Raw genomic sequence first — 25,415 nt, 5'->3', positions numbered from 1 at the left:
GTCGTATAGGCCCTATGAGAACGGGAGCAACCATGGCAGCCTTGTTCACGACCCCCAGACGCAATGACACTACCGCCGGAACCCATGTTGCCGAACCCGACGTTCGCCGTCGCATAGGACTCGCGCACGGCAGCTGGCGCCGCGTGACGCGCCGCATCGTCGCGGGCGCCGTGTGCGCGCTCACGGTGAGCTCGCTGCTCAAGCCGAGCGTCTCGCTCGCAGCGGAATGGGTCAAGGTCGGCGGCAACAAGTACAACACCGCGGCGAGCGACGAGGCCGGTACCTGGTCGTGGGACGGCGCCGACGACTTGAAGCTCAACAACTATAACGGCGGCGAGATCCAGGCCGCAGGCAAGCTCAACGTGAATTACTCGGGAACCAACATCGTCACTGCCGAATGGATCGAAAGCATCAAGGTTTCTCATGGCACTAACGAGAATGCCGAGCTCAATATCCAAGGCGACGAGGGCGGCACGCTCAGCGTGACATCTACTGAGGACGCTATCCTCTCCACGGGTAATATCAACATCGACGGAGCCGGATCCGTCAACGCCACGAGCACTGGGTTTGATGCCATCAATGCCGGAGGTGATCTCGCTATCAAAGGTTCGGGCAACGTCAACGCCACGGGTGCATCGGATGGCATCAGGGCAAACGGCAATATCACGATTGACGACAGCGGAGCCGTCACCGCCAGGGCTACCAAGGACAAGGGCATTGGAGCCGACAAGAACCTCACCATCAAGGGTGGCGGGACGGTCGAGGCAAGCTCAGCCGATGGTGAGGCCCTTTGGAGCGGCGGCAATATCAACATCTCGGACGGCAGCCAGGTCAAGGCAAGCTCCGAGAAAGACGCTGCCGTCGAGGCCAAGGGCAGTCTCGCGGTCACGAACGCCTCCCTTGACGCAAGCGGTGTTGAATATGGTGTCTATGCCTACAAGGGCGTTACGCTCGATCACGCGACCGTGATGGTCCGTACCAGCGCGAACGGCGGCCAGGCCATCGCCCTCATCACTGACGGGGACGACATCGTCATCAAGAACGGCTCCACCGTGAACGCGTTTGCGGAAGGCGAGGTTTCGGCTGCATTCTCCACCAGAAACGATCGACCCAACGAGAAGGGCGGCCACATCTATATCAGCGACTCCGTTGTCAAGGCCATAGCCCGCTATGTCGAGAACGGCGACGGCCCCATCCCCTACAGCGAAAACCAAGATGGCGAGACGAGGCGCGAACCCCAAGGCGAGAACATCGGCATCATCGCCCAGACCAGCGAGGGCGTCACACCCGCAGTCATCTCGATCATCCGCAGCAAGGTAACGGCCGAAGGAGATACAGCGGCAATCTTTGCCCGTGCCATGAGCGCTGACGGCAAGACAATCGGCACCATCAAGATTGAGAACGCCGCCATCCAGACGCCCGAAGGCGGCAAGGTCATTGACTATCGCAAGCTCCGTGACGGCATCTACGAGGCAGGCCAGGCCATCGGCACGGGCGACGCCACGGTCGACTCCCTCTATATCAAAGCAGTCGCCAAAAGTACGACCATCGCACCTCCCGAGGTAGCCAAGCCGGAAGACCCCAAGCCCGACGAGACCAAGCCCGCAGAAAGCAAGCCCGCGGAGTCCAAACAGAACCCCAAGCCTGAGGGCTCAAAGCCGACCAAGGCCGTTGCGGCTTCAACCACGAAAGCCAAGACTACCGGCGTGCTCGCGGCAACCGGCGACACCTCGGGTGCGGCCATCGTGGCAACCGTCCTTGCGGGAACAGCCGCTATCGCCGCAGGCACCATGGCGAGCCGTAAGCGTTCTTAAACGCCTCTGCGCACATGGCAGCTCCCGCGAAGGCCCCGAGCCCCAGCACCGTTTAACAACGCCACCGCCGAGCTCCCCTCCGGCGGTGGCGTTTTCCATATGAGTCCGCAGGGGATGCACGAGATTGTCTTTGGTCTAGCCCAACCGGCATACGCTGGCGTGCGACAATTGGGGCTGCCGATATCACAACACTGAGAGAAGCCCGTCATGGAAGCGCATCAAAAGCAGATAACCGTTTATTCGAATCATACGGAAAGCGCGCCTGTCATCTACCTTCCTGTGGTCGTGGGCGACGGCAGCGAGGTTTATAAGTGTTGCCGAGAGCTCGACTGTCCGCCATTCGCCCTCGTCACCATTGGCGGGCTCGATTGGAATCGCGAGCTGAGCCCCTGGGCATGCGACGGGACCGTACGCGATGCCGAGCCTTTCGGCGGCCAAGCTGCCGGTTTTCTTGATGAGCTGCTGAATCAGATAATCCCCCAGGTGGAGTCGTCGCTTCCTCAGCCGCCCACCTGGCGCGGCATTGCCGGCTACTCGCTCGCGGGCCTCTTTTCGCTTTGGGCCCTCTGGCAAACCGACGCCTTTGGCCGCGCGGCGAGCGCATCGGGGTCGCTATGGTTTCCCGACTTTGTCGATTGCGCCAGCACGGCGCCATTTGCCGGCAGTCCACAAGCTGTCTATCTTTCGCTCGGCAAAAAGGAAACCAAGACGCCCAACCGCATGATGCGGCATGTACTCGACGACACACGCGCGATGGAAGCGTTGCTCGTCGAGCGCGGCATTCCAACAACGCTGGAGCTCAACCCCGGCAATCACTTTGCCCAAACCGACTTGCGCATGGCCCGCGGCATCCACTGGATACTGACACATTAAAAATGGTGCCCACGCGTATATACGCATGGGCACCATATCTTGTTTTAGCTGAACGCAGCTGCTACTCAGCAGCCTCCTCAAGCTCGGAGACATCAAACTCAAAGTCGTTACCCGGCAGGATGGCGTTGAGCACAATGCCCACCAGTGAGCCCACGGCAATGCCGGACAGTGAAATGGTCACGCCGCCCAGCTCCAACACGATGGCGCCGGCGGCGCTGTACGCGATGCCGAGCGAAAGCACGAGCACCAGCGCGGCAACCAGCACGTTGCGGTTGTTCTGGAAATCGACCTGGTTCTCGATGAGATTGCGGACGCCCACAGCGCTGATCATGCCGTAGAGCACGAGCGACACACCGCCGATAACGCATGCCGGCATGGCGGCGATGACCGCGGCGAACTTGGGGCAGAACGAAAGCACGATGGCGCAACACGCGGCAATTCGAATTACGCGCGGGTCGAACACGCGCGTCAGGGCGAGCACGCCGGTGTTCTCACCATACGTAGTGTTGGCCGGAGCGCCAAAGAGCGAAGCCAGAATCGTGGCAAGGCCGTCGCCGAGCAGCGTGCGATGCAGACCGGGATCGGCAATGTAGTTGCGCTCGCAAGTCGAACCGATAGCAGAGATATCGCCGATATGCTCGATCATGGTCGCGAAGGCCAGCGGCATGATGGTGATGATGGCCGTCGTGGCAAGACCGCTATCGAACTGCGGCCCAAAGAGCGCAAACACGGTGTTGTCCCACACGATGGGCAGACCGACCCAGGGAGCGGCTGCGACGCCCGAAAAATCGACCTCGCCCAGCGCAGTCGCAACGGCATAGCTCACCACAACGCCCAGCAGAATCGGCACAATCTTAACCATGCCACGGCCCCAGATGTTGCAGATGATGATCACGGCCACGGCGATAACGGCGACAAGCCAGTTGGTCTGGCAGTTGGCGATGGCAGAGCTCGCCAGAATCAAGCCGATGGAAATGACGATGGGGCCAGTCACCACCGGCGGAAAGAAACGCATGACGCGCTTGGCGCCAAACGCGCGGAAGAGCGCCGCCAGCACCGGATAGAGCAGGCCGGCGCAAGCTACGCCCAAGCAAGCGTAGGGCAAAAGCTCCGTCTCGCCGTTGGGGGCGATGGCCGCGTAGCCGGCGATAAAGGCAAACGACGAGCCCAGAAAGGCCGGCACCTTGCCGCGCGACAGGAAGTGGAACAGCAGCGTGCCCAAGCCGGCAAACAAAAGCGTTGCCGATACCGAGAGGCCGGTGAGCACGGGCACCAGCACGGTGGCGCCAAACATGGCAAACAGGTGCTGTAGGCCGAGCAGGAACATGCGCGGGCGGCCGAGCGACGATGCGTCGTAGATGGCATCGCTGAGGGCGGGCGTCGAGGACTGGGACATGGATGTCCTTTCAAATGGAAGGGCGATCAGGCATATCGGATAACCTGCCCGAACGATACGATCCGAACCATTGTACGCGATACACTATGCCTCGCACGCGCCGCCACCTGCAAACACTAGCGCTATTTCCAAACGCACTCGGCAATGCGCTTGACCAGCGCGATCTTTGCCCATTGCTCATCCTCGGTCAGCTTGTTGCCAATCTCGCAGCTGGCAAAGCCGCACTGAGGCGACAGATACAGGTTCTCGAGCGGCACGTACTTTGCGGCTTCACGGATGCGCTCGACGATAACATCCTCGTTCTCGAGCTCTGCCGCCTTGGTGGTTACCAAGCCCAGCACGACCTTCTTGCCCGGGGCAACGTACTTGAGCGGCTCAAAACCGCCGGCGCGCGGCGTATCGAACTCCAGGTAAAATGCATCGACATCCTCGTTTGCAAACAGGTACGGCGCGATGGGGTCGTAGCCGCCCTCGAAGGCATAGGTGGAGTGGTAGTTGCCGCGGCACACATGCGTGTTGATGACCAGATCGTCGGGCTTGTCCGCGATGGCGGCATTGTTGAGCGCCACGCCCAGCTCGCTTACCTTTTGCAGGTCGACCGGGCTCATGCCGGTTTTGGCGACAAAATCGGTGTCGCAGTAGATGCCCCAGGTGCAGTCATCAAACTGGATGTTGCGGCAGCCTGCTGCGTACAGGTCGGCGATCACCGTGCGATAAGCGGCTGCGATGGCGTCGGCAAGTTCCTCATCGGTCTTATAGACAGCGCGCAGGCTCTCCTGCTGGCCGTCGCAGCGGTCGAGCGTGACTTCGGAGAACGTCTGGATCGGCGCCGGAATGGTTTGCCGCGCGACCTGGCCCTCCCCCTCGAGCGCCTTGACAAATTTAAAGTGCTCGACGAACGGATGGTTCTCGCCGCTAATGGGGCCGGTTACCACGGCGGTGTCGGCTGTGGTCTCCTCGTCGTGGAACATATAGCCCGTACGCGAGGTACGGCGTTCAATGCCGTTGAGCCCCCACATAAAGTCGAGGTGCCAGTAACTGCGGCGAAACTCGCCATCGGTAATCACCTGCAGGCCAGCGGACTTTTGCTTGTCCACCAGGTCGCGAATGGCCTCATCCTCGACGGCCTTAAGGCCGGCGGCGTCGAGTGTGCCCGCAGCATAGGCGGCACGGGCGTCCTTTACGGCCTGTGGACGAAGAAAGCTGCCGACGATATCGGCGCGAAACGGCGCGTTCAGCGTGGTTAAAGCACTCATAGATATCTCCCTTTGAATTGGTTGCTTTACTGGGACAAAGTATGAGCGCTCATATGGCCATCGTAAAATATATGTTTATAACAGTTCGATATAGATGCTTCCTATATCAGTTGGGACCGCCATTAAGAGATTTGAGCCGTGCAGAACGCAGCAGTCTAAATATGCTGGCGGATCGCGTCGATATAAGCTTGGCCGTAGCGCGTGAGCGTCGTGTTCTTGCGCGTAATGATGCCGATCTCCATGTACTCGTCCACATCGAGCGGAATCGAGATGATGCCGGGGCCGTTGAGCTCATGGCTGATCACGCCCGAACACACCGTGTAGCCGTTAAGGCCCATAGCCAGGTTGAACAGTGTCGCACGGTCACGCACGCGGATATTCTTGCGGCGCTCAAAGGTCGAGGTCAGTTCCTCGGAATAGTAGAACGAGTTATAACTGCCCTGCTCATAGGACAAGAACGGGTAGTCTTCCAAGTCCTCGAGCGTCACGCTGGCGCGGTCCGCCAGTGGATGGTCGGCACATACAAAGACATGCGGCGCGGCGCAGAAGAGCCCCTCGAATACGAGCTCGTTGGCGGCGAGCATGCGCTCGACAACCTCGCGGTTATGCTCGGATAAGTACAGGATGCCCAGTTCGCTTTTCATATGCGCGACGTCCTCGATAATCTCGTGGGTCTGCTCCTCGCGCAGGGTAAAGTCGTAGCGCGCGGCATCGAACTCGCGGATCACGTCGACAAACGCGTTAACGGCAAAGGAATAATGCTGGCAGCTCACACTAAAGTGCGGCACCTGCTCGGACGCGCCCTTGTACTTGCCTTCGAGCAGATCGGCCTGGTCGAGCACCTGGCGCGCGTAGCCCAAGAAGGTCTCGCCCTCCTCGGACACAATGACACCCTTGTTGGTGCGCTCAAAGATATGCACACCCATCTCGTTTTCGAGATCGCGGATCGATGCGGTAATCGAAGGCTGCGACACAAAGAGCCGGCGCGAGGCCTCGGTAATGCTGCCGCATTCGGCAACTTTGACGACATATCTGAGCTGCTGAAGCTTCATAGCTTTCTCCCTAGACGTTCGTGACGTCGAAACCCGTCGCATCCATCTGACGCATAAACGGCGGTATCTCCCCCGTCGCGGCGCAGGCGGCAATCTGATGCAGAGCCCCGGCAACCGCATCGTCTGCCGCAGCGCCGATATGCCAGCGCGCGGCAGCCGTGACAGCCTCGTTGGCATTGGCGACTGCAACGGAGTTGGGAACGGCACCGATCATGGGCAGGTCGTTATCGGAATCGCCAAATACGACCACCTCGTCGGGCGTCAGGCCCAAAGCGCGCGCCAGCTCCAGCGCAGCGCAGCCCTTGTCCCAACCAGCCGGAAGGATGTCAAACAGGCGCACGCGGTTGTTGGGAAACACAAGCGAGAGCTCCGGCACCTCGGCGGCAATGTGCTCGCGCAGCTCAGTGAGCTCTTCGCGCGAGCGGGCGCTCCAGATATTCGCCTTGTATACCGGGGCATCATCGACAACAGGACGGCACGGGGCCTCTTCGCCCTTGAGCCACGCGTTGCCGCCCGACTCCATGGCGCGGCGCACGCGCTCGGGGTCGCCCGTCACGCAATAGGCATCGTTATCCCAAAAGTCGTCACCCAGGCTGTAGACCTTTAGATAGGTATCGTCGGTCTCTTGCTCGAGGTAATCGGCCAGACGCGTCAGGGCACCGTTGTCGGTCGCGCGCGAAGCGACCACCTGACCGTCGACAAACATTACCTGGCCGTTACAGAATGCGCCAGTCGAAAAACACTCGGAACGGTTTTTGAACATCCAGCCCATCGCGGACGGCTGACGACCCGAAACCGGCCCAAAGTGCAGACCCGCCGCCTGCATGGCATGAATACCCTCAATGGCGTAGTCGCTGGCGCCGTCATGCCCGGCTGGAATCAGCGTATCGTCCATATCGGTCAGCACAAGTTTAATCATAAGGCCCCCATTCGTATCGGTCCTACCTATTGTAACGACCCGCCAAAATAAACCTGTCCCTTTTTGGCAGGTGCGTTAGTATAGGGAACAACAGATTCGATGCGGGAGTGCCGGCGGTGCAAACCACAAGGCTGAGAGGGCATGGGGCCCAATCCTTTGAACCTGTCAGTTAATGCTGGCGTAGGGAGCATGCCGCCTTTACAGGGGCGCTGTCTATGCACAGCGCCCCTTTTCTATGCCAAGGAGGCATGTGCAGTGATTGATTCGGAACAGCTTAAGCAACATATGGTCAAGGCCGTGGATGAGATTCGCGCCACCAATCCGATGGCCGGCTCCATCACCAACACGGTGACGATCGACTTTGTCGCCAACGCGCAGCTCGCCGTGGGCGGTTCGGCCGCCATGGTCTATCTGCCCGACGAGGGCGAGGCGCTCGTTGCCGGCGGCGGCGCCATCTATCTCAACATGGGCACGCTCTTCCCCATCTACGAGCAGACGATTCCCCGCGCGGCCAAGGCGGCACACGACGCCGGCAAGCCCTGGGTGCTCGATCCGGTGGGCCTGGGCATCGGCAGCCTGCGCACCCAGCTGGTAAACGAGCTCAAGCAGTACAAGCCCGCCATCGTACGCGGCAACGCCTCCGAGATCATCGCGCTCGCCGGCCTGTGGGGCCTTGAGGGCGAGGCGGCTGATCTGAGCCGCGTGCGCGGTGTCGATACCACCGACACGGTCGACGCCGCCTGCGCCGCTGCCGTGGCGCTCGCTCGCTACACCGGCGGCGCCGTAGTGGTCTCGGGCGAAGTCGACCTAATCACCGACGGCACGACCGTGGCCAAGTCCCACGGCGGCAGCCCGCTCATGTCCAAGATCACCGGCTGCGGCTGCTCGCAGGGCGGCGTGCTGGCCGTGTACGCCTGCGCTGCCGATCCGTTTACGGCAGCCGTCTGCGGCACCGCCGTCTACAACGTTGCCGGCACGCGCGCCGCCGCTGTCGCCGATGCCCCGGCAAGCTTTAAGGTCGCCTTTATCGACGAGCTCTACCGCGCAACCGCCCAGGACATTGCCGATAACCAACTCGAGCTCGAGGAGGCATAGGCCATGTCCGAGCCCACAACCAATGCCGGCATGAACACGCTCGTCGCCGTGGCCATCGCCCCGTGCGGCACCGGCGATGAGCTCTCCGCCGAGGTCGCCGAGGTCGTGCGCGTCATACGCGAGAGCGGCCTTCCCAACCGCACCACCTCGATGTTTACCGAGATCGAAGGCGACTGGGACGAGGTCATGCAGGTCGTGCGCGACGCGACCTTTGTTCTGGCAAACAAGGGCATCCGCACCGAAGTCGTGCTCAAAGCCGATATTCGTCCCGGATTTACCGACACCATGACCGGCAAGCTCGAGCGCATGGAAGCACAGATCAAGAAGCAGGAGGAAGCACGATGAGCATCCGCGACAACCTTGATATCTCGGCCTACCTAGTACTCGGCCCCGAAAACACGCTGGGACGCCCCGTGGGCGATGTGGTGGCCCAGGCGCTCGACGCAGGCTTTACCTGCATCCAGGTGCGCTCCAAGGTGGCAAGCGCCCGCGAGATCATCGCACTGACCGGCGACGCCGCGCAGGCAATCGCACAGGCTGGCAAGACCGGTCAGGTCGCCCTGTTAATCGACGACCGCCTGGACTGCGTACTCGCCGCGCGCGAGCAGGGTATTGCTGTCGATGGCGTGCATGTAGGCCAGAGCGATATTCCCGTCGAGGTCTGCCGCAAACTTTTGGGCCCCGATGCCATCGTGGGCCTTTCGGCCCGTTGCGAGGAGATGCTCGAGTACGTCAAGACCGCCGACATGAGCCTGGTCGACTACCTGGGCATCGGCCCGCTCCACGAGACCGAGACCAAGCGCGACTGCGGACGCGCAGCCGATGGCTCCATCATCACCAAGAGCTTTGAGGATCTGGCCGCACTCCACGCGGCAAGCCCCGTGCCCATCGTAGTGGGCGGCGGCGTCAAGACGGCCGACCTGCCGCAGCTCAAGGCCACCGGCGTCGATGGCTTCTTTGTGGTAAGCGCCGTCTGCAGTGCCGACGACCCCCACGCTGCCGCCAAGGAGCTTGTCGACACCTGGCAGCAGGCATAAGCCTAGGCCGAGCAGTTTATTCGCAGTCTCATATCTTCTAGAGCGGAAAGCGCATCCCAGTTTGGACCTCCATTCCGGGATGCACTTTCCGCATGCGACCCTTACCCCGCCAGATATGCTTCCAACGCCGGCAAAGTCGCCTCCGCATCGCGGCGACCGACCTGGTAGATGCGCTCGAGCTCATCCGGTTCGCGGCATAGCGACGGCACCTTCACCGATTCGCTCGGACGCACCACAAAGATATCGCCGGCGGCCTCACGACGTGCCAGGTCATCGAGCGTGGTATTGTAAACCTCATGCCGGTGCTCAAGCGCTGCGACAAACTCCGGGTAGTGACGGAACACGCGACGCAGCATGGGCATCACGCTGTTGGGCTGCTTCACAAAGCCCGCCGGCTGCGTGAGTACCACGATATTGCGGTCATACCCCTGTGAAAACAACCAAGCGCTGGGAATGGAATCGGCCACGCCACCATCCAGATACTTATGCCCGTCAATAGCAACGGGACGCGTCGCCACAGGAATCGCCGACGATGCCCGGATCCACTCGATATCCCTCTCGTCGCCATAGGGCAGGTCGTGGTAGACGGCCTTGCCCGTCTCGATATCAGTACACACGCACGTAAACCGCATGGGACAGGCGCGATACGCCTCCAAGTCAATGGGATCGCGCTCGATAGGCACCTCGTGATAGGCAAAATCGGCATTGAACATGTCGCCGGTCCGCAGCCAGCTTGCTACACCCGCATAGCGCTTGTCGGCACAATAGGCCTTGTTGTAGCGAATGGCACGTCCGATCTGCCGCGATTTAAAGTTGTAGCCAAACGCCGCGCCCGCCGAGACACCCACCATATGGTCGCAGGTCAAGCCGTGCTCCATCCAAACGTCGAGCACGCCCGCCGTATACATACCGCGGTAGCCGCCTCCCTCGAGTGCCAGCCCCACCGTGCGCGTCGTATCCGGCTGTGCCATGCGACCATCTCCGTTCCTGCGTTTAAAACCGGGACAAGTATACCCGTCAACATATATCGTCTCAGTCGCATTTTTATCGGACATCGCATCGTCGCGCTACCATTTGTCGAATAATAGCCGCCCACAGCATGTGCACCCATATATAATTCTGCACTGTTGTTTATACTACTCAGCAGTTATCAACAGCGAACATTAGCCGGTAAATTAACCCAACAACGCAGCGAGGCGGGGCCTGGATACACGCAAAGCGCCGAACAACAACGCGTGTGCACAACGAGCTCGCCCGACGCAATTCGCCCGACCTCAGAAAGCCGCTTACGACATGGATACTGTCAGCAATTACACCGAAACGCTCGAAAAGACCGTTCGCGACCTTCTCGAGCGCCAGGATGATCTGATTAGGACTGCCTTTACCGACCAGCTTACCGGGCTTGGCAACCGTGGCGGCTTTGCCCGTTCCCTCGAGGAGCTCTGGGAGCAGGACACCCCCGTTACCATGGCGTTCATCGATATCGACAATCTCAAGCACTGCAACGACGTCTTTGGGCATGACGAGGGCAACCGCTATATCTTGCAGGTAAGCCTCTATCTCAAGCTGTATATGAAAGTGGACGAGGCGGCGTTTCGCATAGGCGGCGACGAGTTTGCCATCCTGTCTACGATTGCAACCGAGGACGACCTCGCCGAACGTCTGGAACACTGCCGAACGATCCTGCTCAAAAACAACGATTCCGAGATGCCCCACTCGTTTAGCTATGGAGTGTCGCATGCCGACCCCGCCCTGGGCGAAGCCACCAACCGTATGACACTCGATGCCGACCATCGCATGTACGACTACAAGCTACGTCATGCCGTGCACCTCGATCGACGTAATATCACGCAAGTCCACGCCGACGACTTCGAAATAAGCGATCGTATTTTCGACGCCTTTTCGATGCTCAACGAAGGTCGTTATTTCTTTATCGAGAACTTGTACAAACATCGCACCCTTTGGTCACAAGGTGCCTTGCGCGATCTTGGCCTTCCCTCAGAGCACATAGACAACTGTCGCGATTACTGGAAAACGCGCGTCCATCCCGACGACCTTGAGGCCTTCGTCAACGACATCGACCAAGTCTACAACGGTACCAAGCACCGTCGCGTCATGCAGTATCGTGTGCGCAACGCCGTCGGCGACTACGTCCTTTGCCGTGCTCGCGGGTTTCGTATCGACGGCGACGGAAATGTCCCCTCGCTCTATGTCGGCGAGCTCGTCAACCACTCACTTGCCGAAACCGTCGACGCCGCCACAGGCCTCGGAACGCAGCGCATGCTGGTCAATGCCATCGATACCTGCCGCCTCGACCGTTGCAAGACAGGGCTTATAGCGGTGCGCGTTCGTGGCACGACAAAGCTCAACGAGCTCTACGGGGCCGAGGCTGTCGACAACATGCTTGCCGAATACGCGGGCCGCATGCTGTCGATCACCCGCGGCAGGAGCCGGGTCTACCGTTCACGAAGCGTCCAGTTTGTCGTGCTCAGCAACGATTTGGACCACGAGGCATTCGAGCAACTGACCCGCCACCTTAAAGAGGCCGTTTTCGCTCCTGTGCAAATCGCAGGCGACACCATTGCTCCCGTCTGTCTTGTCGTCCCAACCTTTTACGAACGCCTGGACTCCCAAGCATCGACTGTTTTGGGCGAACTCGATCGTCGCCTTCGCACAGCTGGCGGGCTTGTCCCCAACGACAGCCTCCCTATACCCGAGGTCGAACGCAAAAGCGCAATCGCCGAACGCATCGATATGCTCACGGGCCTCTATCGACCCAGCGAGTTTATGCGGCGCGCCAACGCATTTCTCGAGGCAAGGCGCGACGGCACCTGGTGCATCGCCACGGTCGACATGGGCCACATGCGCCTGTTTAACGAATGGTATGGACAGGCCGAGGGCGACCGCGTACTCGCCGATGTGGGCACGGTCCTCAAGGACATCGAGAATGCCGATATGGGCATCGCAGGGTACTGGGGCCAAGATGACTTTTGCGTACTCATCCCTTTTAAGCACATCACCGTCCATCAAATCTACAACCGCGTTCGCGAGGCCGTAGCCAGACATGATGATGGCGTAGGTTTTTGGCCGTCCATGGGCGTTTACCCCATCGACTCCAATGAGGAAATCACTATCGACGCGCAGGCCAAGGCCATGTTTACCAATCGACGCGCCAAAAACGACTTTAAGGAGCGCATTGCCGTTTTCCGCCCCGAGGAATATGAGCATGAGGTTGCGTTCCACCACACGCTAACCGAGTTCCAGTATGCGCTCTCAAACGGCCGCATCACGTACTACCTGCAGCCCCAGGTCGACATGGAAACCGGTGAGATTATTGGCGCCGAAGCACTCACCCGCTGGATTGACAAGGACGGCTCTCTCATTTCGCCCGCAACGTTTATCCCCGCACTCGAGGAAAGCGGCTTTGTGGTGACGCTCGACAAGTACATTTGGCAGGGTGTCGCCTCGTGGCTGCGCGAGCGCATCGATCGAGGGCTTCGTGTGGTTCCGGTTTCGCTTAATGTGTCGCGCGTGGATATCCTTGCCTGCGACGTTGCCGAGCATATGGGGGCGCTCGCCGCCCAATACAACCTACCGCCCGAGCTCATGCGTATCGAGATCACTGAGACGGCTTATACGGGGGAGTCCGAGGCCGTGGACAAACTGACGGCCGACCTGCACACCCGCGGCTTCTCGACCTATATGGACGATTTTGGCACCGGTCAGTCCACGCTCGCGATGCTCAAGAACGTCAACGTCGACGTCATCAAGCTCGACCGCGCCTTTGTACCCACCGATCGCGATCAAGGCCGCAGCACGCAAATCATTTCATCGATGCTCGAAATGGCGCAGTCGCTCCATCTGCCCGTCGAGGTCGAAGGCGTCGAGACAAATGAGCAGGCGAACATGCTACGACAAATGGGCGCCCGCTACGCTCAGGGCTTCCTCTACTACCGCCCCATGCCGGCGAAGGATTTTGAGGCATTGCTCGATGGTGGCAATAACGACTGATACGCTCGCGCGCAAAACGCCACCGCCGAAGGGGGCATTTGCCTCCATTAGCTGACTTATATCCCCAATTCAAACCGAATTGGGGATATGATACAAACCATTGTTCCGCCCAAGGAGGTTATCCATCATGAACGAGTCATATCGCCTGGGCGAGCAATCGATTATTGCCTATCTTCAGCGACTTGCGAATGGCATCTCGACCGCCGAACTCGATGTTGCTGCGCTGCCTGCTGAGCTACGCGCCGTTGGTGAGCAACTGCAAAAGACGCATGCTATCCTGCAACAAGAGCGCCAGCTGCTTGAGCGCAACGCCTATATCGATCCGCTCACCAACTTGGGCAACCGCAACGGACTCGACCGTCACGTCGAGCAACTCTGGCGCAAAGGCGACCCCTTCACCTGCGCCTATATTGACATCGACCATCTCAAACATTGCAATGATAGGTTTGGCCACGCCGAAGGCAATCGCTATATTCTGAGCATCTGCCGCACGCTCTCCGAAACCATGGAGCACGATGAGATGCTGTTCCGTATCGGTGGAGACGAGTTTGTGCTTATCTCGCTCTCTGCAAACGAGACTGAACTCGAGCAGCGCTTGGAGCAGGTACGTGCCGGGCTGATCGAAGCGAGCTCAGGCGGCAAGGCGCCCATGATCGGCAGCTTTAGCTTTGGCTGCTCGCGCGTCGATCCACTTGCCGGCGACACGCGTCGCCAGATGACGATGGATGCCGATCGCAAGATGTATCGCTATAAGCTTATGCATCGTGTGCAGCAACCGAAAGACAATGACGCGCCGCAACGCCCAATCGTCGATCAACTTCCTTGCAACGACCGCGTATTCCAAGCGATCTCCATGAGCTCCGAGACGCGCTATCCGTTCATCCTTAACCTCGATACTGGAGAATCGCAATGGTCGGTTAACGCCGTGCGCGATTTTGACCTGCCTTCCCAGCACCCTTTTAACTCACTCGACATGTGGCTCGCCCGCGTTCATCCCGAGGACCGCGACAACGTACGCGCCGAGCTCGACATGGTGATAAACGGCACGTGGCACTTCCACTACATGCAGTATCGCGTAATGGATGCCACCGGAAAATACGTGCTTTGCGACTGCACGGGCTACCGCTTGGACGGCACCGATACCGAGCCCAGCATGTATGTGGGCATTATCATCAACCGAAGCCTAGCAGATACGACCGACTCGGTAACGGGCCTGGGCGATGTCCACGCGCTGGTCAACGCTATTGGAGAGATGCGTCGCGTGGCGCGCGAGGCAGGCTTTATTGCCATTAAGGTCGACGATATCGCCGAGGTCAATGCCCGCTTTGGATTCGATGCAGGCGACCGTGTGCTCGCCGAAAGCGCCGCCTGCCTCATGGATTGTTCGCGCGGCAAGGGCCGCCTGTTCCGCTCGACGGGGCCAACGTTCGTGGCGCTTTTCGATGAGCTCGGCCCCGAGGCAATCGACGAGCTCGCAGACGAAATCGAGCGGTTCCTGGGTTCTCCTGTGCTCATCGGCTCGCTTGAATATCAGCCACCCATTCGTGTGGCCACGCTTCATCTGGACGCTGTCGATCGACAGCCCGTTTCCATTTTGAACGAGCTCAAAGCGTTGCTTAAAGAGGCACCGCAAGTACCAGGCACCAAGCTGGACTAGCGTTGTGGGGCGCGATGTGAAACACAAGCCGTTTCACATCGCGCCCCACGCCATCTACCCTCTCGTGCGATAATCCTCCGCAGAAGTCACCGACAGCAGAGGGAGTTTGTGATGAAAGTTCTTTTGGTCAATGGCAGCCCCAAGGCAAACGGCAACACCGCCCGCGCACTCGCCGAGGTCGCCGAGCAGCTCAATGCCGAAGGCATTGATACCGAGGTGTTTCAGCTGGGCGCCAAGCCCATTCGCGATTGCATCGGTTGCGGCCAGTGCGGCAAACTTGGCGGTCGCTGCACCTTTGACGATGACGTGGTGAACGAGCTCATCGCTGCCGCCGAGCAAGCAGATGGTTTTGTCTTTGGCTCACCCGTCTACTATGCGCACCCCAGCGGACGCATCCTTTCGGCCCTCGATCGCGCCTTCTATGCAGGCGGGCATGCCTTTGAGCACAAACCCGGCGCCGCGGTCGCCGTCGCCCGTCGCGGCGGCACGTCAACCACGTTCGATGTGCTCAACAAGTACTTCACCATTAAGCAAATGCCCGTAGTTGCTTCCACCTACTGGAACAACGTGTTTGGCCGCGTGCCCGGCGACGCCGATGGGGACGCCGAAGGCCTTGCCACCATGCGAAATATCGGCAAAAACATGGCGTGGCTCCTGCGCTGCATCGAGGCAGGACAGGCCGCCGGCATCAACGCACCCGAGGCAGATCACGCAACGACCAACTTCATTCGATAGAGCGGCGGAACCATGAATATTCAAATCTTCGGGACTAAGAAGTCGTTCGACACCAAAAAGGCCCAGCGCTATTTTAAGGAGCGCCGCATTAAGGTGCAGTTTATCGACCTTAAGGAAAAGGAGATGAGCAAGGGCGAGCTCACGAGCGTGATGCAAGCGGTCGGCGGCATCGACAAGCTGCTCAACCCCAAAGCCAAGGACGAGGAAACGCTCGCGCTCATCCAGCACCTTACCCCCAGTCAGCGCTTCGACAAGCTGCTCGAGAACCAGCAGGTCTTGGCCGAACCCATCGTGCGCAACGGCAAAAAGGCCACCGTCGGTTATTGCCCCGATGTATGGGGAGCCTGGGAGTAGCTTGTGTTATTTGCCGGCGCGTGGGTATAAGAGCAGGCGTTTGGCATAAGATTCAACTGTAAGCCATGTCTAACAAAGGAGGGCACATGCCCAACAAACCCGTGAAGATCATCATGCTTACCGGATACCTCGGTGCCGGCAAGACCACGCTGCTCAACCACATCCTCGCTAACGACGGCGGTATCCGCGCCGCCGTGATCGTCAACGATATCGGCGAGATCAATGTGGACGCCAGCCTTATCGCCGACGGCGGCCTTTCCGAGACCGACGACCTCATCCCGCTCACCAACGGCTGCATCTGCTGCACGCTTTCGGATGACCTGGCCAACCAGCTGCAGGGCATCGCCGATTCGGGCAACTTCGATTACATCATCATCGAGGCCTCGGGCATTTGCGAGCCCATCCCCATCGCCTACACCATCTCGAGCTTCTGCGACGAGGCCAAGGTGGGCGGCGAGCCTAAGCTCGCGCTCGACAACATCGTGGCCGTGGTCGACTGCGCCCGCATGTACGACGAGTTCAACGGCGGTCGCGACCTACTGGCCGAGGATATCGACGAGGACGACATCGAGAGCCTGCTCATCCAGCAGATCGAGTTCTGCTCCACGCTTATCCTCAACAAGACCGATACCGTGACGCCCGAGCAGATCGCCGAGCTTAAGGCCATCGTGCGCAGCCTGCAGAAGGACGCTGTGATTGTCGAGGCTCAAAACGGCGAGGTCCCCATGGAGGAGCTGCTCGACACCGACCGCTTCGACTTTATGCGCGCCTACAACTCCGCCGCCTGGATCGAGGCCATGGAGCATCCCGAGGAGCACGACGACCCCGAGGTGCTCGAGTACGACATCGAGACCTTTGTGTACTCGCGCCGCAAGCCGTTTGACCTGCAGAAGTTCACCGATTTTGTTGAGCAGGAGTGGCCCGACGAGGTCATTCGCGTCAAGGGTCCGCTGTGGCAGACCGGCGATCCGGACATGTGCTACATGTTTGAGCAGGCCGGCCACCAGATGCGCCTGATGGAGAACGGCCTGTTTGTCGACTCGGCGCCCGAAGGCGAGAAGCAGAAGATCATCGACGAGAACCCCGAGATCATGCAGATTTGGGACGACGAGACGGGCGACCGTATGACGAGTCTGTGCATCATCGGCCGTCACATGGACAAGGATGCGCTCATCGCTTCCCTCGATGCCTGCCTGACCGACTGGCACCGCGCCTAGGTTTATCCAAGCGGGCATTTTCCCGCCTACGTAACCGCCAAACCACCACGAAGGTGCCTGTCCCCTTCGTGGTGGTTTTTCGTTCTGAGCCAAGGAGATTCATGTTAAACATCGTGCTGTATGCGCCCGAAATCCCGGCCAATACGGGCAATATCGGCCGTACCTGCGTGGTCACCGGCGCCCGTCTACATCTGGTGGAGCCACTGGGCTTTTCGCTCGACGACAAGACAGTACGTCGCGCCGGCCTGGGCTACTGGCAAAACTTGGACGTGACCACCTATGCCGGCTGGGAGGATTTCCTTGCACGCAATGGTCTCTCCCCTGCCGACGAACGCCTGCATCTGCTGACCAAAAAGGCACGCCGCACCTATGCGCAGAGTGCCTACCGCGATGGCGACTACTTGGTCTTTGGCAGCGAGAGCTCGGGCATTCCCGAGCCACTGCTTGCCGCGGCGCCCGAGCGTTGCGAGCGCATCCCGATGCTGCGCGATTGCGACTCACTCGATAACGCCGAAGCTTGGGAAGCTCACGAGGAATCGCTGGGGCATACCGAGGACAGCCACGAGGCCATCCTTCAACAGGATATCTGCGGCAACTTCGTCAACCCGGACGACTACCGCATCAGCGCACTTAACCTCTCCAACAGCGCCGCCATCGTCCTCTACGAGGCCCTGCGCCAGGCAGGCTTTCCGGGAATGTGACAAAGGAACTATCCCTTTGTCACATTCAAGCGCCACGCCGATGGCACACGCGCCTAATTGATGCTCTAGATAAAGAGCCCTCACTTTTAATCAGAATTAACTAAAGTAAAATGAAGTTAAACGACGGTGTGAAAGGAGAGCCTTGTGGAATATCTCGAGAACCCGTTTACCCCCAGTTTTGGTGAGGTTCCTGCCCATCTCGCTGGCAGACAACAGATTATTCGGGATTTGGACCGCGCCTTCTTGAGCCAGCGTAGGCGCCCAGAATTGACCTCGATCTTCTCAGGCGCGCGTGGAACCGGTAAAACCGCTCTCATGTCGTCGCTCGCGACAAGGGCGGAATCCCACGGCTGGATTGCCGTAAAGACGACCGCGCTCCCGGGAATGCTTGAGGAAATCGAGTTCGGGGCGAAACGTGCTGCCGGCCATCTTATCGACCCGTCTAAGAACTTCGAAGTCACCGGTCTCGGAATTGCACCGCTCGGCAGCATCGAAGTCAATCGCGTTCACGATGCCTCAACCTGGCGTTATCGCATGAGCGACATCATCGACCAGCTCAACGAGGCTGGCACCGGTCTGCTCGTCACAGTTGACGAGGTGGACCCGACACTCGACGAGATGATTCAGCTTGCAGCGACGTATCAGCACTTTGTGACCGATGGGAAACGCGTCGCCCTGCTCATGGCGGGACTTCCCAACAACGTCTCGACGTTGCTGAACCACAAGACGGTCTCGTTCCTTCGCCGCGCCCAACAATATCATCTGGGTCGCATTGCCGACTATGACGTACGCGAGGCCTTGATTCGCACAATCCAGGAAAACGATCGCCTGGCAGATGCTGGGGGAATCGATAGAGCCGTTCGCTCGATCTCTGGTTTTCCCTTCCTATTGCAACTCGTAGGCTACCGTGCCTGGGATCTCACAAGCGATTCGAAGGAAATCTCGTCACGCGACTTTGACCTGGGAATCAAAATCGCGCGCGACGAGATGGACGACCGAATCCTCGCGGCAACCTATCGGGAACTCACTGCAGAGGACAAGCGATTCCTCATCGCCATGCTCGATGACGAGGAAGAGTCCACCACCGCCGACCTTGTCGAGCGCCTTAAGCGTTCGCCGCAGCAGGTCTCCCGCTACCGACGCCGAATGATAGATGCCGGCATCATCGGGGAACGAGGACGAGGGCTCGTCGCATTTGAATTGCCATTCTTCCGCGACTATCTCGCGGCTCAATGCGTGAAATAGGCATCAATGAGGCAAAGGGGCTGTCCCTTTGCCTCATTGTCTATAGGTAGCGGCCGGTGATGCTTGCGGAGCAGGCCACGATGTCGCCCGGCGTACCGGCGCAGACGATTTGCCCGCCCGCGTCGCCACCGCCCGGGCCCATGTCGATCACGTAATCGGCGTTACGGATAAGGTCGGGATCGTGTTCGATCACGATAACCGTGGCGCCCTTGGCAACGAGGCCGTCAAACACACTCAGCAACAACTGAACATCGAGCGGATGCAGGCCAATCGTGGGTTCGTCGAACACGAATACGGCATCATCCTGCACGCGGCCCATCTCGCTCGCGAGCTTAAGGCGCTGTGCCTCGCCGCCCGAAAGCGCCGGCGTGGGCTCACCGAGCGTGAGATAGCCCAAGCCCAAGTCGTGCAAGGTCTGCAAGCGCGCCTGAACCTTCTTGAGCCCCAGTGTGGCGTCGATGGCCTCGTCCACACTCATGTCCATGAGCTGCGGCAACGTAAGGAGACTCCCGTCCTTGCCCTCGCGATGGATATGCGAAGCCGCGTCTGCATAACGTGAGCCGCGACATGCCGGGCAGACGATCTCGACGTCGGGCAAAAACTGCACGTCGAGTGATATCGAGCCCGTGCCATCGCACGTAGGGCAGCGCAAGGCGCCGGTGTTGTAGCTAAAGGCACCCGCCTTGTAGCCGGCTGCCTTGGCCTCGGACGTACGGGCGAAGGCGCGACGCAGCTCGTCATGAATGTCGGCATAAGTCGCCACTGTCGAGCGCACGTTGGCGCCGATAGGCGTAGCGTCAATCAGGTTTGCGCGGGCAATGCCCTCGGCATCGACCCAGCGCACATGTTTTGGCAGGCGCTCGCCGGCTGCCTGCGCCTTGAGCGCCGGGATGAGCGTCTCGAGCACCAACGTCGTCTTGCCCGAACCCGAAACGCCCGTCACCGCGACAAGGCGGCCGCGCGGGATATCGACTTCGAGCGGTTTGACGGTATGGATGGCCTCGGTTGCCATGCGGATATGGCCCTGGTCGAACATTTCCTCATCAGTCACCTGCGGACGCAAGCGCTTGGACTCTGAGCGCAAAAACGGCGCGATGCGACTGCCCTGCGATTGCTCGACCTCGTCTACCGTACCAGCGGCGATCACATTGCCGCCGCCTGCTCCGGCAACGGGACCCATCTCGACCAGATAGTCGGCATCCGCCAGTACGCGCGTATCGTGGTCGACAACAACCACGGTGTTACCGTCATCCACCAGATCTCGCATCACGCCTACCAGGCCGTCGACATTGGCAGGATGCAAGCCGATCGAAGGCTCGTCCAGCACATAAAGCACGCCTGTCGATCGGTTACGCACCACGCGAGCAAGCTGCACGCGTTGGCGCTCACCCGTGGAAAGCGTGGCGCCGGCGCGGTCGAGTGAAAGGTAATCGAGACCCAAGTCGACCAGACGACGGGCCGCGCTCAAAAACGAATCGCAGATATCCGTCGCCATGGGCCGCATCTCGGGCGGCAAGAATGCGGGCACCCCGCGCACCCACTCAATCGCCTCGCCCAGCGTCATAGCCGCCGCCTGCGCCAGATTGATACCGCGCACCTGGGGCTGGCGCGCAGCCTCGGAGAGACGCGTGCCGCCGCAATCGCGGCATGGGCCCTCGCGCAAAAAGCGCGCAACGCGTTTTAAGCCCTTATCGTCCTTGACCTTGGCGAGCGCATTCTCGACGGTATAGACGGCGTTGTAATAGGTAAAGTCGAGTGGCGTAGCGCCCTCGCCGTTTTTGGGCACGTAGAGGATGTGCTTCTTAACCGCCGGACCATGAAACACGATGTCGCGCTCTTGAGGCGTGAGCTGGTTAAACGGCACGTCGGTGCGCACGCCCATCTCGCCGGCCACCTGCTTCATCAGATCCCACATGAGCGTGCCCCAAGGAAGCACCGCGCCCTCGTTGATAGTCTTTGACTCGTCGGGTACCAAGCTCGCCTCGTCCACCTCGCGCATGACACCGGTGCCGCCGCAGGTGGGACACGCACCGCCACTGTTAAAGGCAAGGTCCTCGGCACTCGGCGCGTAGAACTCGCGGCCGCATGTCGGACACGTGAGCGACAGGCCCGCAGCCACGTTAAGGCTCGGCTCCACGCGTGCCCCGCAATGCGGGCACACGTGATGGGCGCAACGGCTAAAGAGCAGACGCAGGCTGTTGTTGAGCTCGGTCATGGTACCAAAGGTCGAACGCACGCCCGGCACGCTGGGGCGCTGATGCAATGCGAGCGCCGCCGGCACGTGCAGCACCTCGTCCACCTGGGCGTGTTCGGCCTGCGTCAGGCGACGTCGAGTATAGGTGCTGAGTGCTTCCAAGTAGCGACGCGAGCCCTCGGCATAAAGAACCCCCAGCGCCAGCGAACTCTTGCCCGAACCCGATACGCCGGCAATGCCCACGAGCCTTCCCAGCGGAATATCGATATCGATGTCCTTGAGGTTATGGACGCGCGCACCGCGCACCTCGATAGCCTGCGGGCCCATCTTCTGTTCCGTCACCTTTATCACCCTACTCATGCCATAAAACTCGATCGCGAATGTACGCGCCCAGCATGGGCACGGTAAACCGGACGAGGCCGTATCCGGCAGCCTCGATGATGCGCTCGCGAATCAGGCTTGCGCGATATTTACTCGCCCAGCTTTGGGTTCGGTCGCAACGCTCAATGATGTCCGCCATGCGCGTCGGCTTGTCCTCGTCAACCGCCATAGCCTCGATAAAGAGGCGCTGTGGACTGCGCAGCCCGTAATACAGGGGCGCGTCAACCGCTTCGTAGAACTCGGAGACGGCATCCGCGTGCCCAGCCTCAACATCGCGCTCTTCAATGACCTGCGAGTTACGTCGGACAGCAGAGCGCCACATGTAATAGCCCACCAGCTGGACCATATAGGGATGCCCCATGCTCCTGCGCGCCGCAAGGTCCGCCGTCTCCGCATCAATGTAAAGACCAGCGTCTTTGACCGTCTGGACATACGAATCGCGCACCTTGGGCAAAGATATCGCTCCCAACGTACGCTGCTGGGCACGCCGCAAAAACGTTACGCTCGGCTCTTCGAGCAAATCGTCAACCATGCTGGGTAAGCCGGCGAACACCAGCGCAAGACCGCGCTGGTCGCTATCGGGCAAGCCCGTGGCATCCTGATCTCCGAGCACTTGCTGGTAGAGAACGGCAAGAGCCGCCAGTTCCTCGATAGACGCAGATTGCGCCTCGTCAATCGCAAACAATATGCCCTTGCCTGGACCGAGCTTCTTGAGGCGCTCGTTGACCAGCCCCCGCAACGTTTCGCCCTTTGCCCGCGCCGCCTCGACCGACGTCCGGCCAAACGACGGACCGAACCCCAACGACTTCACAACGGGTTTATTCGAGCAAAGCGCGTCGGCCAAGCGGTCGCATAAGCCAAGCGAAGCGGAATCGGAGACAACCGCCCATCCGCGTTCGTTGGCCAGACGTTGCAGCTCCCGCAGGAGAACCGTCTTGCCGCAGCCGCGGTTTCCCGTAATGAGCATGAGCCTACCCGGCGCTCCGGCGCCGTTGTCGAGTCCTTCCTCAAAATCTTCGATGACCGACTCGCGGCCGATGAGTATCGGAGGCCGCTTGCCGGCAGTGGGCTTAAAGGGATTTGGATTCATGTCGGACTCCTCGGATTGGCAAACCCTGCCTATAGTTATACCAACTTATACCGAGTTATACCAACAGCAGGTGACAAAGGTGCCGCCCTTCTATCACCTATGGCCGAAAAACTCGGCGTCCGCCGCTCGCCAGGGGCGGAAGGTGGCGGGATCGACCTTTACGTGAGCTGCGGCGGGCACGTCGTACCATTTGACCGTGTAGCCGGCGCCGTGAGAGCAAAAGACCGAGTCGGGCGTGTTGGGCAGATCGGCCTCGGGCTCATAGGCGGCCGCCTCGATGACGCGCTCGGCATCATGGCAAGCCGCATAGCCGGCGAACTCTAGGTACAGATGTCCGCGACCACTCGTGTAGGCAGCCACCTCCAGCGCGTAATCCTGCACCTCAGATGCCGGCACGCAACCCACAAGCTTCGCCCGGTCTCCCGCCATCGTCGGCGGCTCGTACTCGGCACCCATGCGCGTGGCATCCGAGAGCGCCCGACCCACGCACTCCCCCGGCACCTCGAGCTCAAAGCGATACCACGGCTCCAACAGCACCGCCGCGCCGGCGTCGCGCGCCTGCATGAGCCCCTGGCGAATCGCGCGGTACGTGGCCTGGCGAAAATCGCCGCCCTCGGTGTGTTTGGCATGCGCGCGGCCACCTGTGAGCGTAATGCGCACATCGGTGATGGGCGAGCCGGTCAGCACGCCCAGGTGATCGCGCTCCATGGCGTTGGTGAGTGCCAAACGCTGCCAGTTAAGATCGAGCTCGTCGGTCGAGGTCACGGTGCCAAACTGTACGCCCAAACCCGCTGCCAACGGCTCCAGGCACAGATGCACCTCGGCATAGTGGCGCAGTGGCTCAAAGTGGCCCACGCCCTCGACCGGCTGCGAAATAGTCTCCTTATAGAGAATGCCGCCGGGCTCAAACTCGACCGCAAGGCCAAAACGATCGGCAAGCACGCGCTGCACGACTTCGAGCTGCACCGCTCCCATGAGCTGCAGATGTATTTGCTCGAGATGCGTATTCCAGCTTACGCCGAGCATAGGATCCTCGTCGGCCAGCTCAGTCAACGCTTTGAACACCGCATGGACATCGTGTTCGCCCGGAAGCACCGTATAGGTGAGGACCGGCGCAATGACGGGTGCATCGCACGCGGATTCCGCGCCCAAGGCGTCCCCTGGGCGAACGTGCGCAAGGCCCGTCACGGCACAAATGCCGCCAGCAGCAACTTCTTGGACAAGCTCATACTTTTCGCCGTTATAGATGCGCACCTGATCGACCTTCTGCTCCCATGCCTCGGCGCCGGAACTTCCGTTAATCAGCTGTTTGGCATGCAGCGTGCCGCCGGTCACTTTAACCCATGCCAAGCGCTCGCCGCGATCCCCGCGGCTCACACGGTAGACGCGCGCGGCAAACTCCGGGTGCCATGCCCTTTCACGCATCAGCGCGCACATGCCATCCAGCAGCTCGTCCACGCCTTGGTCCTTGAGCGCCGAGCCGGCAAAGCAGGGAAAAAGCTTGCGCTCGGCAACCATGCGCGACAGCGTCGCGGAGGAAAGCTCACCCGCCTCAAGAAACTCCTCGAGCGCCGCCTCGTCCAACGCAGCAGCGTCCTCCTGAACGGCGCCGCCCGTCAGCAGTTCGTTGGCATCCAGGCAGCCCTCGGAAAGACGTTGCCCAAGCTGCGCCAGCAAAACATCGCGACCGGGATTCTCCAAATCAATTTTGTTGATAAAGATGAACGTCGGGATGTCATAGCGCGCAAGCAGGCGCCACAGGGTTTCAGTATGCCCCTGCACGCCATCGTTGGCGCCCACAACCAAAATCGCATAGTCGAGTGCGCGCAGCGTGCGCTCCGCCTCGGCAGAAAAATCGACATGCCCCGGCGCATCCACGAGCATGACGTGGGTATCGCCATGGTCGAGCACGGCCTGCGACGAGAAAATCGTGATGCCACGCTCGCGCTCGATCGCGTCAGTGTCCAGGTGCGAATCGCCATCGTCAACGCGGCCGCGCTTGCGAATACGACCTGCGTTGAACAGCATGGCCTCGGCCAACGTGGTCTTGCCGGCATCGACATGCGCCAAGATTCCAACGACCGCTTGCTTCGACATGGCTCTCCTCTTATATACAAGCCCATCACACGCGGCAACGGGCACTCACGCTCCACACTGGATGATACAATTTACGGGCCGGCGGGCGAAGCGGGCCCTATCCCCCGACCGAGCTCATCGTCCCGCGTTGCCGCGCGGCGATTTTCGTAGGTTCGCGCCTTGCGAAAGCCGGCACCTCCCCTTTTTGTCTGCCCGGGCTCATCTGGGGCGATAACAACGCGAGCCCCACAACAACGCGTTTTACCAAAAATGGCCCCACTCGGGGCCATTTTCATTTCGGTGAAACGCTGG

At 60.2% G+C, this 25,415-nt stretch carries 20 protein-coding genes and 1 riboswitch; of the genes, 12 read left to right on the top strand and 8 right to left on the bottom strand.

Going from position 1 to position 25,415, the window contains the following annotated elements; translation table 11 throughout:
- Positions 1 to 32: 32 nt before the first annotated feature.
- Both AAA138_RS01670 and AAA138_RS01665 read left to right on the top strand, forming a co-directional pair.
- A complete protein-coding gene (locus AAA138_RS01670; protein WP_349089311.1) occupies positions 33 to 1,814 on the top strand; it encodes a hypothetical protein in 1,782 nt (593 codons plus the stop codon).
- A 207-nt stretch (positions 1,815 to 2,021) separates the two neighbouring features.
- Entirely contained in the window at positions 2,022 to 2,687 is a 666-nt protein-coding gene (locus AAA138_RS01665; protein ID WP_349089310.1) for an alpha/beta hydrolase-fold protein, read from the top strand.
- A 61-nt stretch (positions 2,688 to 2,748) separates the two neighbouring features.
- Here AAA138_RS01665 and AAA138_RS01660 read toward each other — a convergent pair whose 3' ends face one another.
- From AAA138_RS01660 to AAA138_RS01645, 4 genes are all read right to left on the bottom strand, one after another.
- Positions 2,749 to 4,083 (bottom strand): uracil-xanthine permease family protein, encoded by a 1,335-nt coding sequence (locus AAA138_RS01660; RefSeq protein ID WP_349089309.1) that lies wholly within the window; start codon positions 4,081 to 4,083, stop codon positions 2,749 to 2,751.
- 122 nt (positions 4,084 to 4,205) lie between these two features.
- Positions 4,206 to 5,339, bottom strand: a complete 1,134-nt coding sequence (locus AAA138_RS01655) for a 5-methyltetrahydropteroyltriglutamate--homocysteine S-methyltransferase (protein ID WP_349089308.1) — start codon at positions 5,337 to 5,339, stop codon at positions 4,206 to 4,208.
- A gap of 155 nt (positions 5,340 to 5,494) precedes the next feature.
- Positions 5,495 to 6,391, bottom strand: coding sequence for a LysR family transcriptional regulator (locus AAA138_RS01650; protein WP_349089307.1), 897 nt, complete (start codon positions 6,389 to 6,391; stop codon positions 5,495 to 5,497).
- 10 nt (positions 6,392 to 6,401) lie between these two features.
- Positions 6,402 to 7,310 (bottom strand): HAD family hydrolase, encoded by a 909-nt coding sequence (locus AAA138_RS01645; RefSeq protein WP_349089306.1) that lies wholly within the window; start codon positions 7,308 to 7,310, stop codon positions 6,402 to 6,404.
- A 93-nt stretch (positions 7,311 to 7,403) separates the two neighbouring features.
- A riboswitch (TPP riboswitch) is annotated at positions 7,404 to 7,514 on the top strand.
- Positions 7,515 to 7,565: 51 nt separating this feature from the next.
- Here AAA138_RS01645 and thiM point away from each other — a divergent pair.
- From thiM to AAA138_RS01630, 3 genes are read left to right on the top strand one after another with little or no spacing between them, the layout of a single operon-like run.
- On the top strand, positions 7,566 to 8,405 hold the full coding sequence (thiM, locus tag AAA138_RS01640; protein ID WP_349089305.1) for a hydroxyethylthiazole kinase: 840 nt from the start codon (positions 7,566 to 7,568) through the stop codon (positions 8,403 to 8,405).
- A gap of 3 nt (positions 8,406 to 8,408) precedes the next feature.
- Positions 8,409 to 8,750 (top strand): thiamine-binding protein, encoded by a 342-nt coding sequence (locus AAA138_RS01635; RefSeq protein ID WP_349089304.1) that lies wholly within the window; start codon positions 8,409 to 8,411, stop codon positions 8,748 to 8,750.
- Positions 8,747 to 9,442, top strand: coding sequence for a thiamine phosphate synthase (locus AAA138_RS01630; protein WP_022093951.1), 696 nt, complete (start codon positions 8,747 to 8,749; stop codon positions 9,440 to 9,442). The genes AAA138_RS01635 and AAA138_RS01630 overlap by 4 nt, the downstream gene beginning before the upstream one ends.
- Positions 9,443 to 9,543: 101 nt before the next feature.
- Here the strand turns inward: AAA138_RS01630 and AAA138_RS01625 are convergent, their stop codons facing one another.
- Complete coding sequence (locus tag AAA138_RS01625; RefSeq protein WP_349089303.1) at positions 9,544 to 10,413, bottom strand: patatin family protein; 870 nt, start codon at positions 10,411 to 10,413, stop codon at positions 9,544 to 9,546.
- A gap of 322 nt (positions 10,414 to 10,735) precedes the next feature.
- On the opposite strand from AAA138_RS01625, the gene AAA138_RS01620 reads away from it, so the two are divergent.
- The 7 genes from AAA138_RS01620 to AAA138_RS01590 all read left to right on the top strand — a co-directional run bounded on the left by AAA138_RS01620 (position 10,736) and on the right by AAA138_RS01590 (position 19,362).
- Positions 10,736 to 13,453: an EAL domain-containing protein gene (locus tag AAA138_RS01620; RefSeq protein ID WP_349089302.1), complete on the top strand. Its 2,718-nt coding sequence runs from the start codon at positions 10,736 to 10,738 to the stop codon at positions 13,451 to 13,453.
- Positions 13,454 to 13,580: 127 nt separating this feature from the next.
- The gene (locus AAA138_RS01615) at positions 13,581 to 15,110 is read left to right on the top strand and encodes a diguanylate cyclase (RefSeq protein WP_349089301.1); all 1,530 of its coding nucleotides are present in this window, start codon (positions 13,581 to 13,583) and stop codon (positions 15,108 to 15,110) included.
- A gap of 111 nt (positions 15,111 to 15,221) precedes the next feature.
- Positions 15,222 to 15,845: a flavodoxin family protein gene (locus AAA138_RS01610; RefSeq protein WP_349089300.1), complete on the top strand. Its 624-nt coding sequence runs from the start codon at positions 15,222 to 15,224 to the stop codon at positions 15,843 to 15,845.
- Positions 15,846 to 15,857: 12 nt separating this feature from the next.
- Positions 15,858 to 16,199 (top strand): ArsC/Spx/MgsR family protein, encoded by a 342-nt coding sequence (locus AAA138_RS01605; protein WP_022093957.1) that lies wholly within the window; start codon positions 15,858 to 15,860, stop codon positions 16,197 to 16,199.
- A gap of 86 nt (positions 16,200 to 16,285) precedes the next feature.
- The gene (locus tag AAA138_RS01600) at positions 16,286 to 17,416 is read left to right on the top strand and encodes a GTP-binding protein (protein ID WP_117797701.1); all 1,131 of its coding nucleotides are present in this window, start codon (positions 16,286 to 16,288) and stop codon (positions 17,414 to 17,416) included.
- Positions 17,417 to 17,517: 101 nt separating this feature from the next.
- Complete coding sequence (locus AAA138_RS01595) at positions 17,518 to 18,117, top strand: tRNA (cytidine(34)-2'-O)-methyltransferase (RefSeq protein WP_349089299.1); 600 nt, start codon at positions 17,518 to 17,520, stop codon at positions 18,115 to 18,117.
- Positions 18,118 to 18,261: 144 nt separating this feature from the next.
- Complete coding sequence (locus AAA138_RS01590) at positions 18,262 to 19,362, top strand: ATP-binding protein (protein ID WP_324252968.1); 1,101 nt, start codon at positions 18,262 to 18,264, stop codon at positions 19,360 to 19,362.
- Positions 19,363 to 19,402: 40 nt separating this feature from the next.
- On the opposite strand, the gene AAA138_RS01585 is transcribed toward AAA138_RS01590, so the two are convergent.
- The 3 genes from AAA138_RS01585 to AAA138_RS01575 form a co-directional block, all read right to left on the bottom strand.
- On the bottom strand, positions 19,403 to 21,898 hold the full coding sequence (locus AAA138_RS01585; RefSeq protein ID WP_349089298.1) for an excinuclease ABC subunit UvrA: 2,496 nt from the start codon (positions 21,896 to 21,898) through the stop codon (positions 19,403 to 19,405).
- A 10-nt stretch (positions 21,899 to 21,908) separates the two neighbouring features.
- Complete coding sequence (locus tag AAA138_RS01580; protein WP_349089297.1) at positions 21,909 to 23,027, bottom strand: ATP-binding protein; 1,119 nt, start codon at positions 23,025 to 23,027, stop codon at positions 21,909 to 21,911.
- A 93-nt stretch (positions 23,028 to 23,120) separates the two neighbouring features.
- A complete protein-coding gene (locus tag AAA138_RS01575) occupies positions 23,121 to 25,124 on the bottom strand; it encodes a translation factor GTPase family protein (RefSeq protein ID WP_349089296.1) in 2,004 nt (667 codons plus the stop codon).
- Positions 25,125 to 25,415 lie beyond the last annotated feature (291 nt).

The organism is Collinsella sp. CLA-JM-H32B, from assembly GCF_040098065.1.
Taxonomy (GTDB): Bacteria; Actinomycetota; Coriobacteriia; order Coriobacteriales; family Coriobacteriaceae; genus Collinsella.
The sequence above is the reverse complement of the archived record's forward strand: the minus strand, read 5'-3'. Positions and strand labels throughout refer to the sequence as shown.

Excerpts from the sequence above, each read along its gene's own strand:
- AAA138_RS01670 (WP_349089311.1), top strand. The coding sequence starts at position 33 with ATGGCAGCCTTGTTCACGACCCCCAGACGCAATGACACTACCGCCGGA.
- AAA138_RS01665 (WP_349089310.1), top strand. The coding sequence starts at position 2,022 with ATGGAAGCGCATCAAAAGCAGATAACCGTTTATTCGAATCATACGGAA.
- AAA138_RS01660 (WP_349089309.1), bottom strand. The coding sequence starts at position 4,083 with ATGTCCCAGTCCTCGACGCCCGCCCTCAGCGATGCCATCTACGACGCA.
- AAA138_RS01655 (WP_349089308.1), bottom strand. The coding sequence starts at position 5,339 with ATGAGTGCTTTAACCACGCTGAACGCGCCGTTTCGCGCCGATATCGTC.
- AAA138_RS01650 (WP_349089307.1), bottom strand. The coding sequence starts at position 6,391 with ATGAAGCTTCAGCAGCTCAGATATGTCGTCAAAGTTGCCGAATGCGGC.
- AAA138_RS01645 (WP_349089306.1), bottom strand. The coding sequence starts at position 7,310 with ATGATTAAACTTGTGCTGACCGATATGGACGATACGCTGATTCCAGCC.
- AAA138_RS01635 (WP_349089304.1), top strand. The coding sequence starts at position 8,409 with ATGTCCGAGCCCACAACCAATGCCGGCATGAACACGCTCGTCGCCGTG.
- AAA138_RS01630 (WP_022093951.1), top strand. The coding sequence starts at position 8,747 with ATGAGCATCCGCGACAACCTTGATATCTCGGCCTACCTAGTACTCGGC.
- AAA138_RS01625 (WP_349089303.1), bottom strand. The coding sequence starts at position 10,413 with ATGGCACAGCCGGATACGACGCGCACGGTGGGGCTGGCACTCGAGGGA.
- AAA138_RS01620 (WP_349089302.1), top strand. The coding sequence starts at position 10,736 with ATGGATACTGTCAGCAATTACACCGAAACGCTCGAAAAGACCGTTCGC.
- AAA138_RS01615 (WP_349089301.1), top strand. The coding sequence starts at position 13,581 with ATGAACGAGTCATATCGCCTGGGCGAGCAATCGATTATTGCCTATCTT.
- AAA138_RS01610 (WP_349089300.1), top strand. The coding sequence starts at position 15,222 with ATGAAAGTTCTTTTGGTCAATGGCAGCCCCAAGGCAAACGGCAACACC.
- AAA138_RS01605 (WP_022093957.1), top strand. The coding sequence starts at position 15,858 with ATGAATATTCAAATCTTCGGGACTAAGAAGTCGTTCGACACCAAAAAG.
- AAA138_RS01600 (WP_117797701.1), top strand. The coding sequence starts at position 16,286 with ATGCCCAACAAACCCGTGAAGATCATCATGCTTACCGGATACCTCGGT.
- AAA138_RS01595 (WP_349089299.1), top strand. The coding sequence starts at position 17,518 with ATGTTAAACATCGTGCTGTATGCGCCCGAAATCCCGGCCAATACGGGC.
- AAA138_RS01580 (WP_349089297.1), bottom strand. The coding sequence starts at position 23,027 with ATGAATCCAAATCCCTTTAAGCCCACTGCCGGCAAGCGGCCTCCGATA.
- AAA138_RS01575 (WP_349089296.1), bottom strand. The coding sequence starts at position 25,124 with ATGTCGAAGCAAGCGGTCGTTGGAATCTTGGCGCATGTCGATGCCGGC.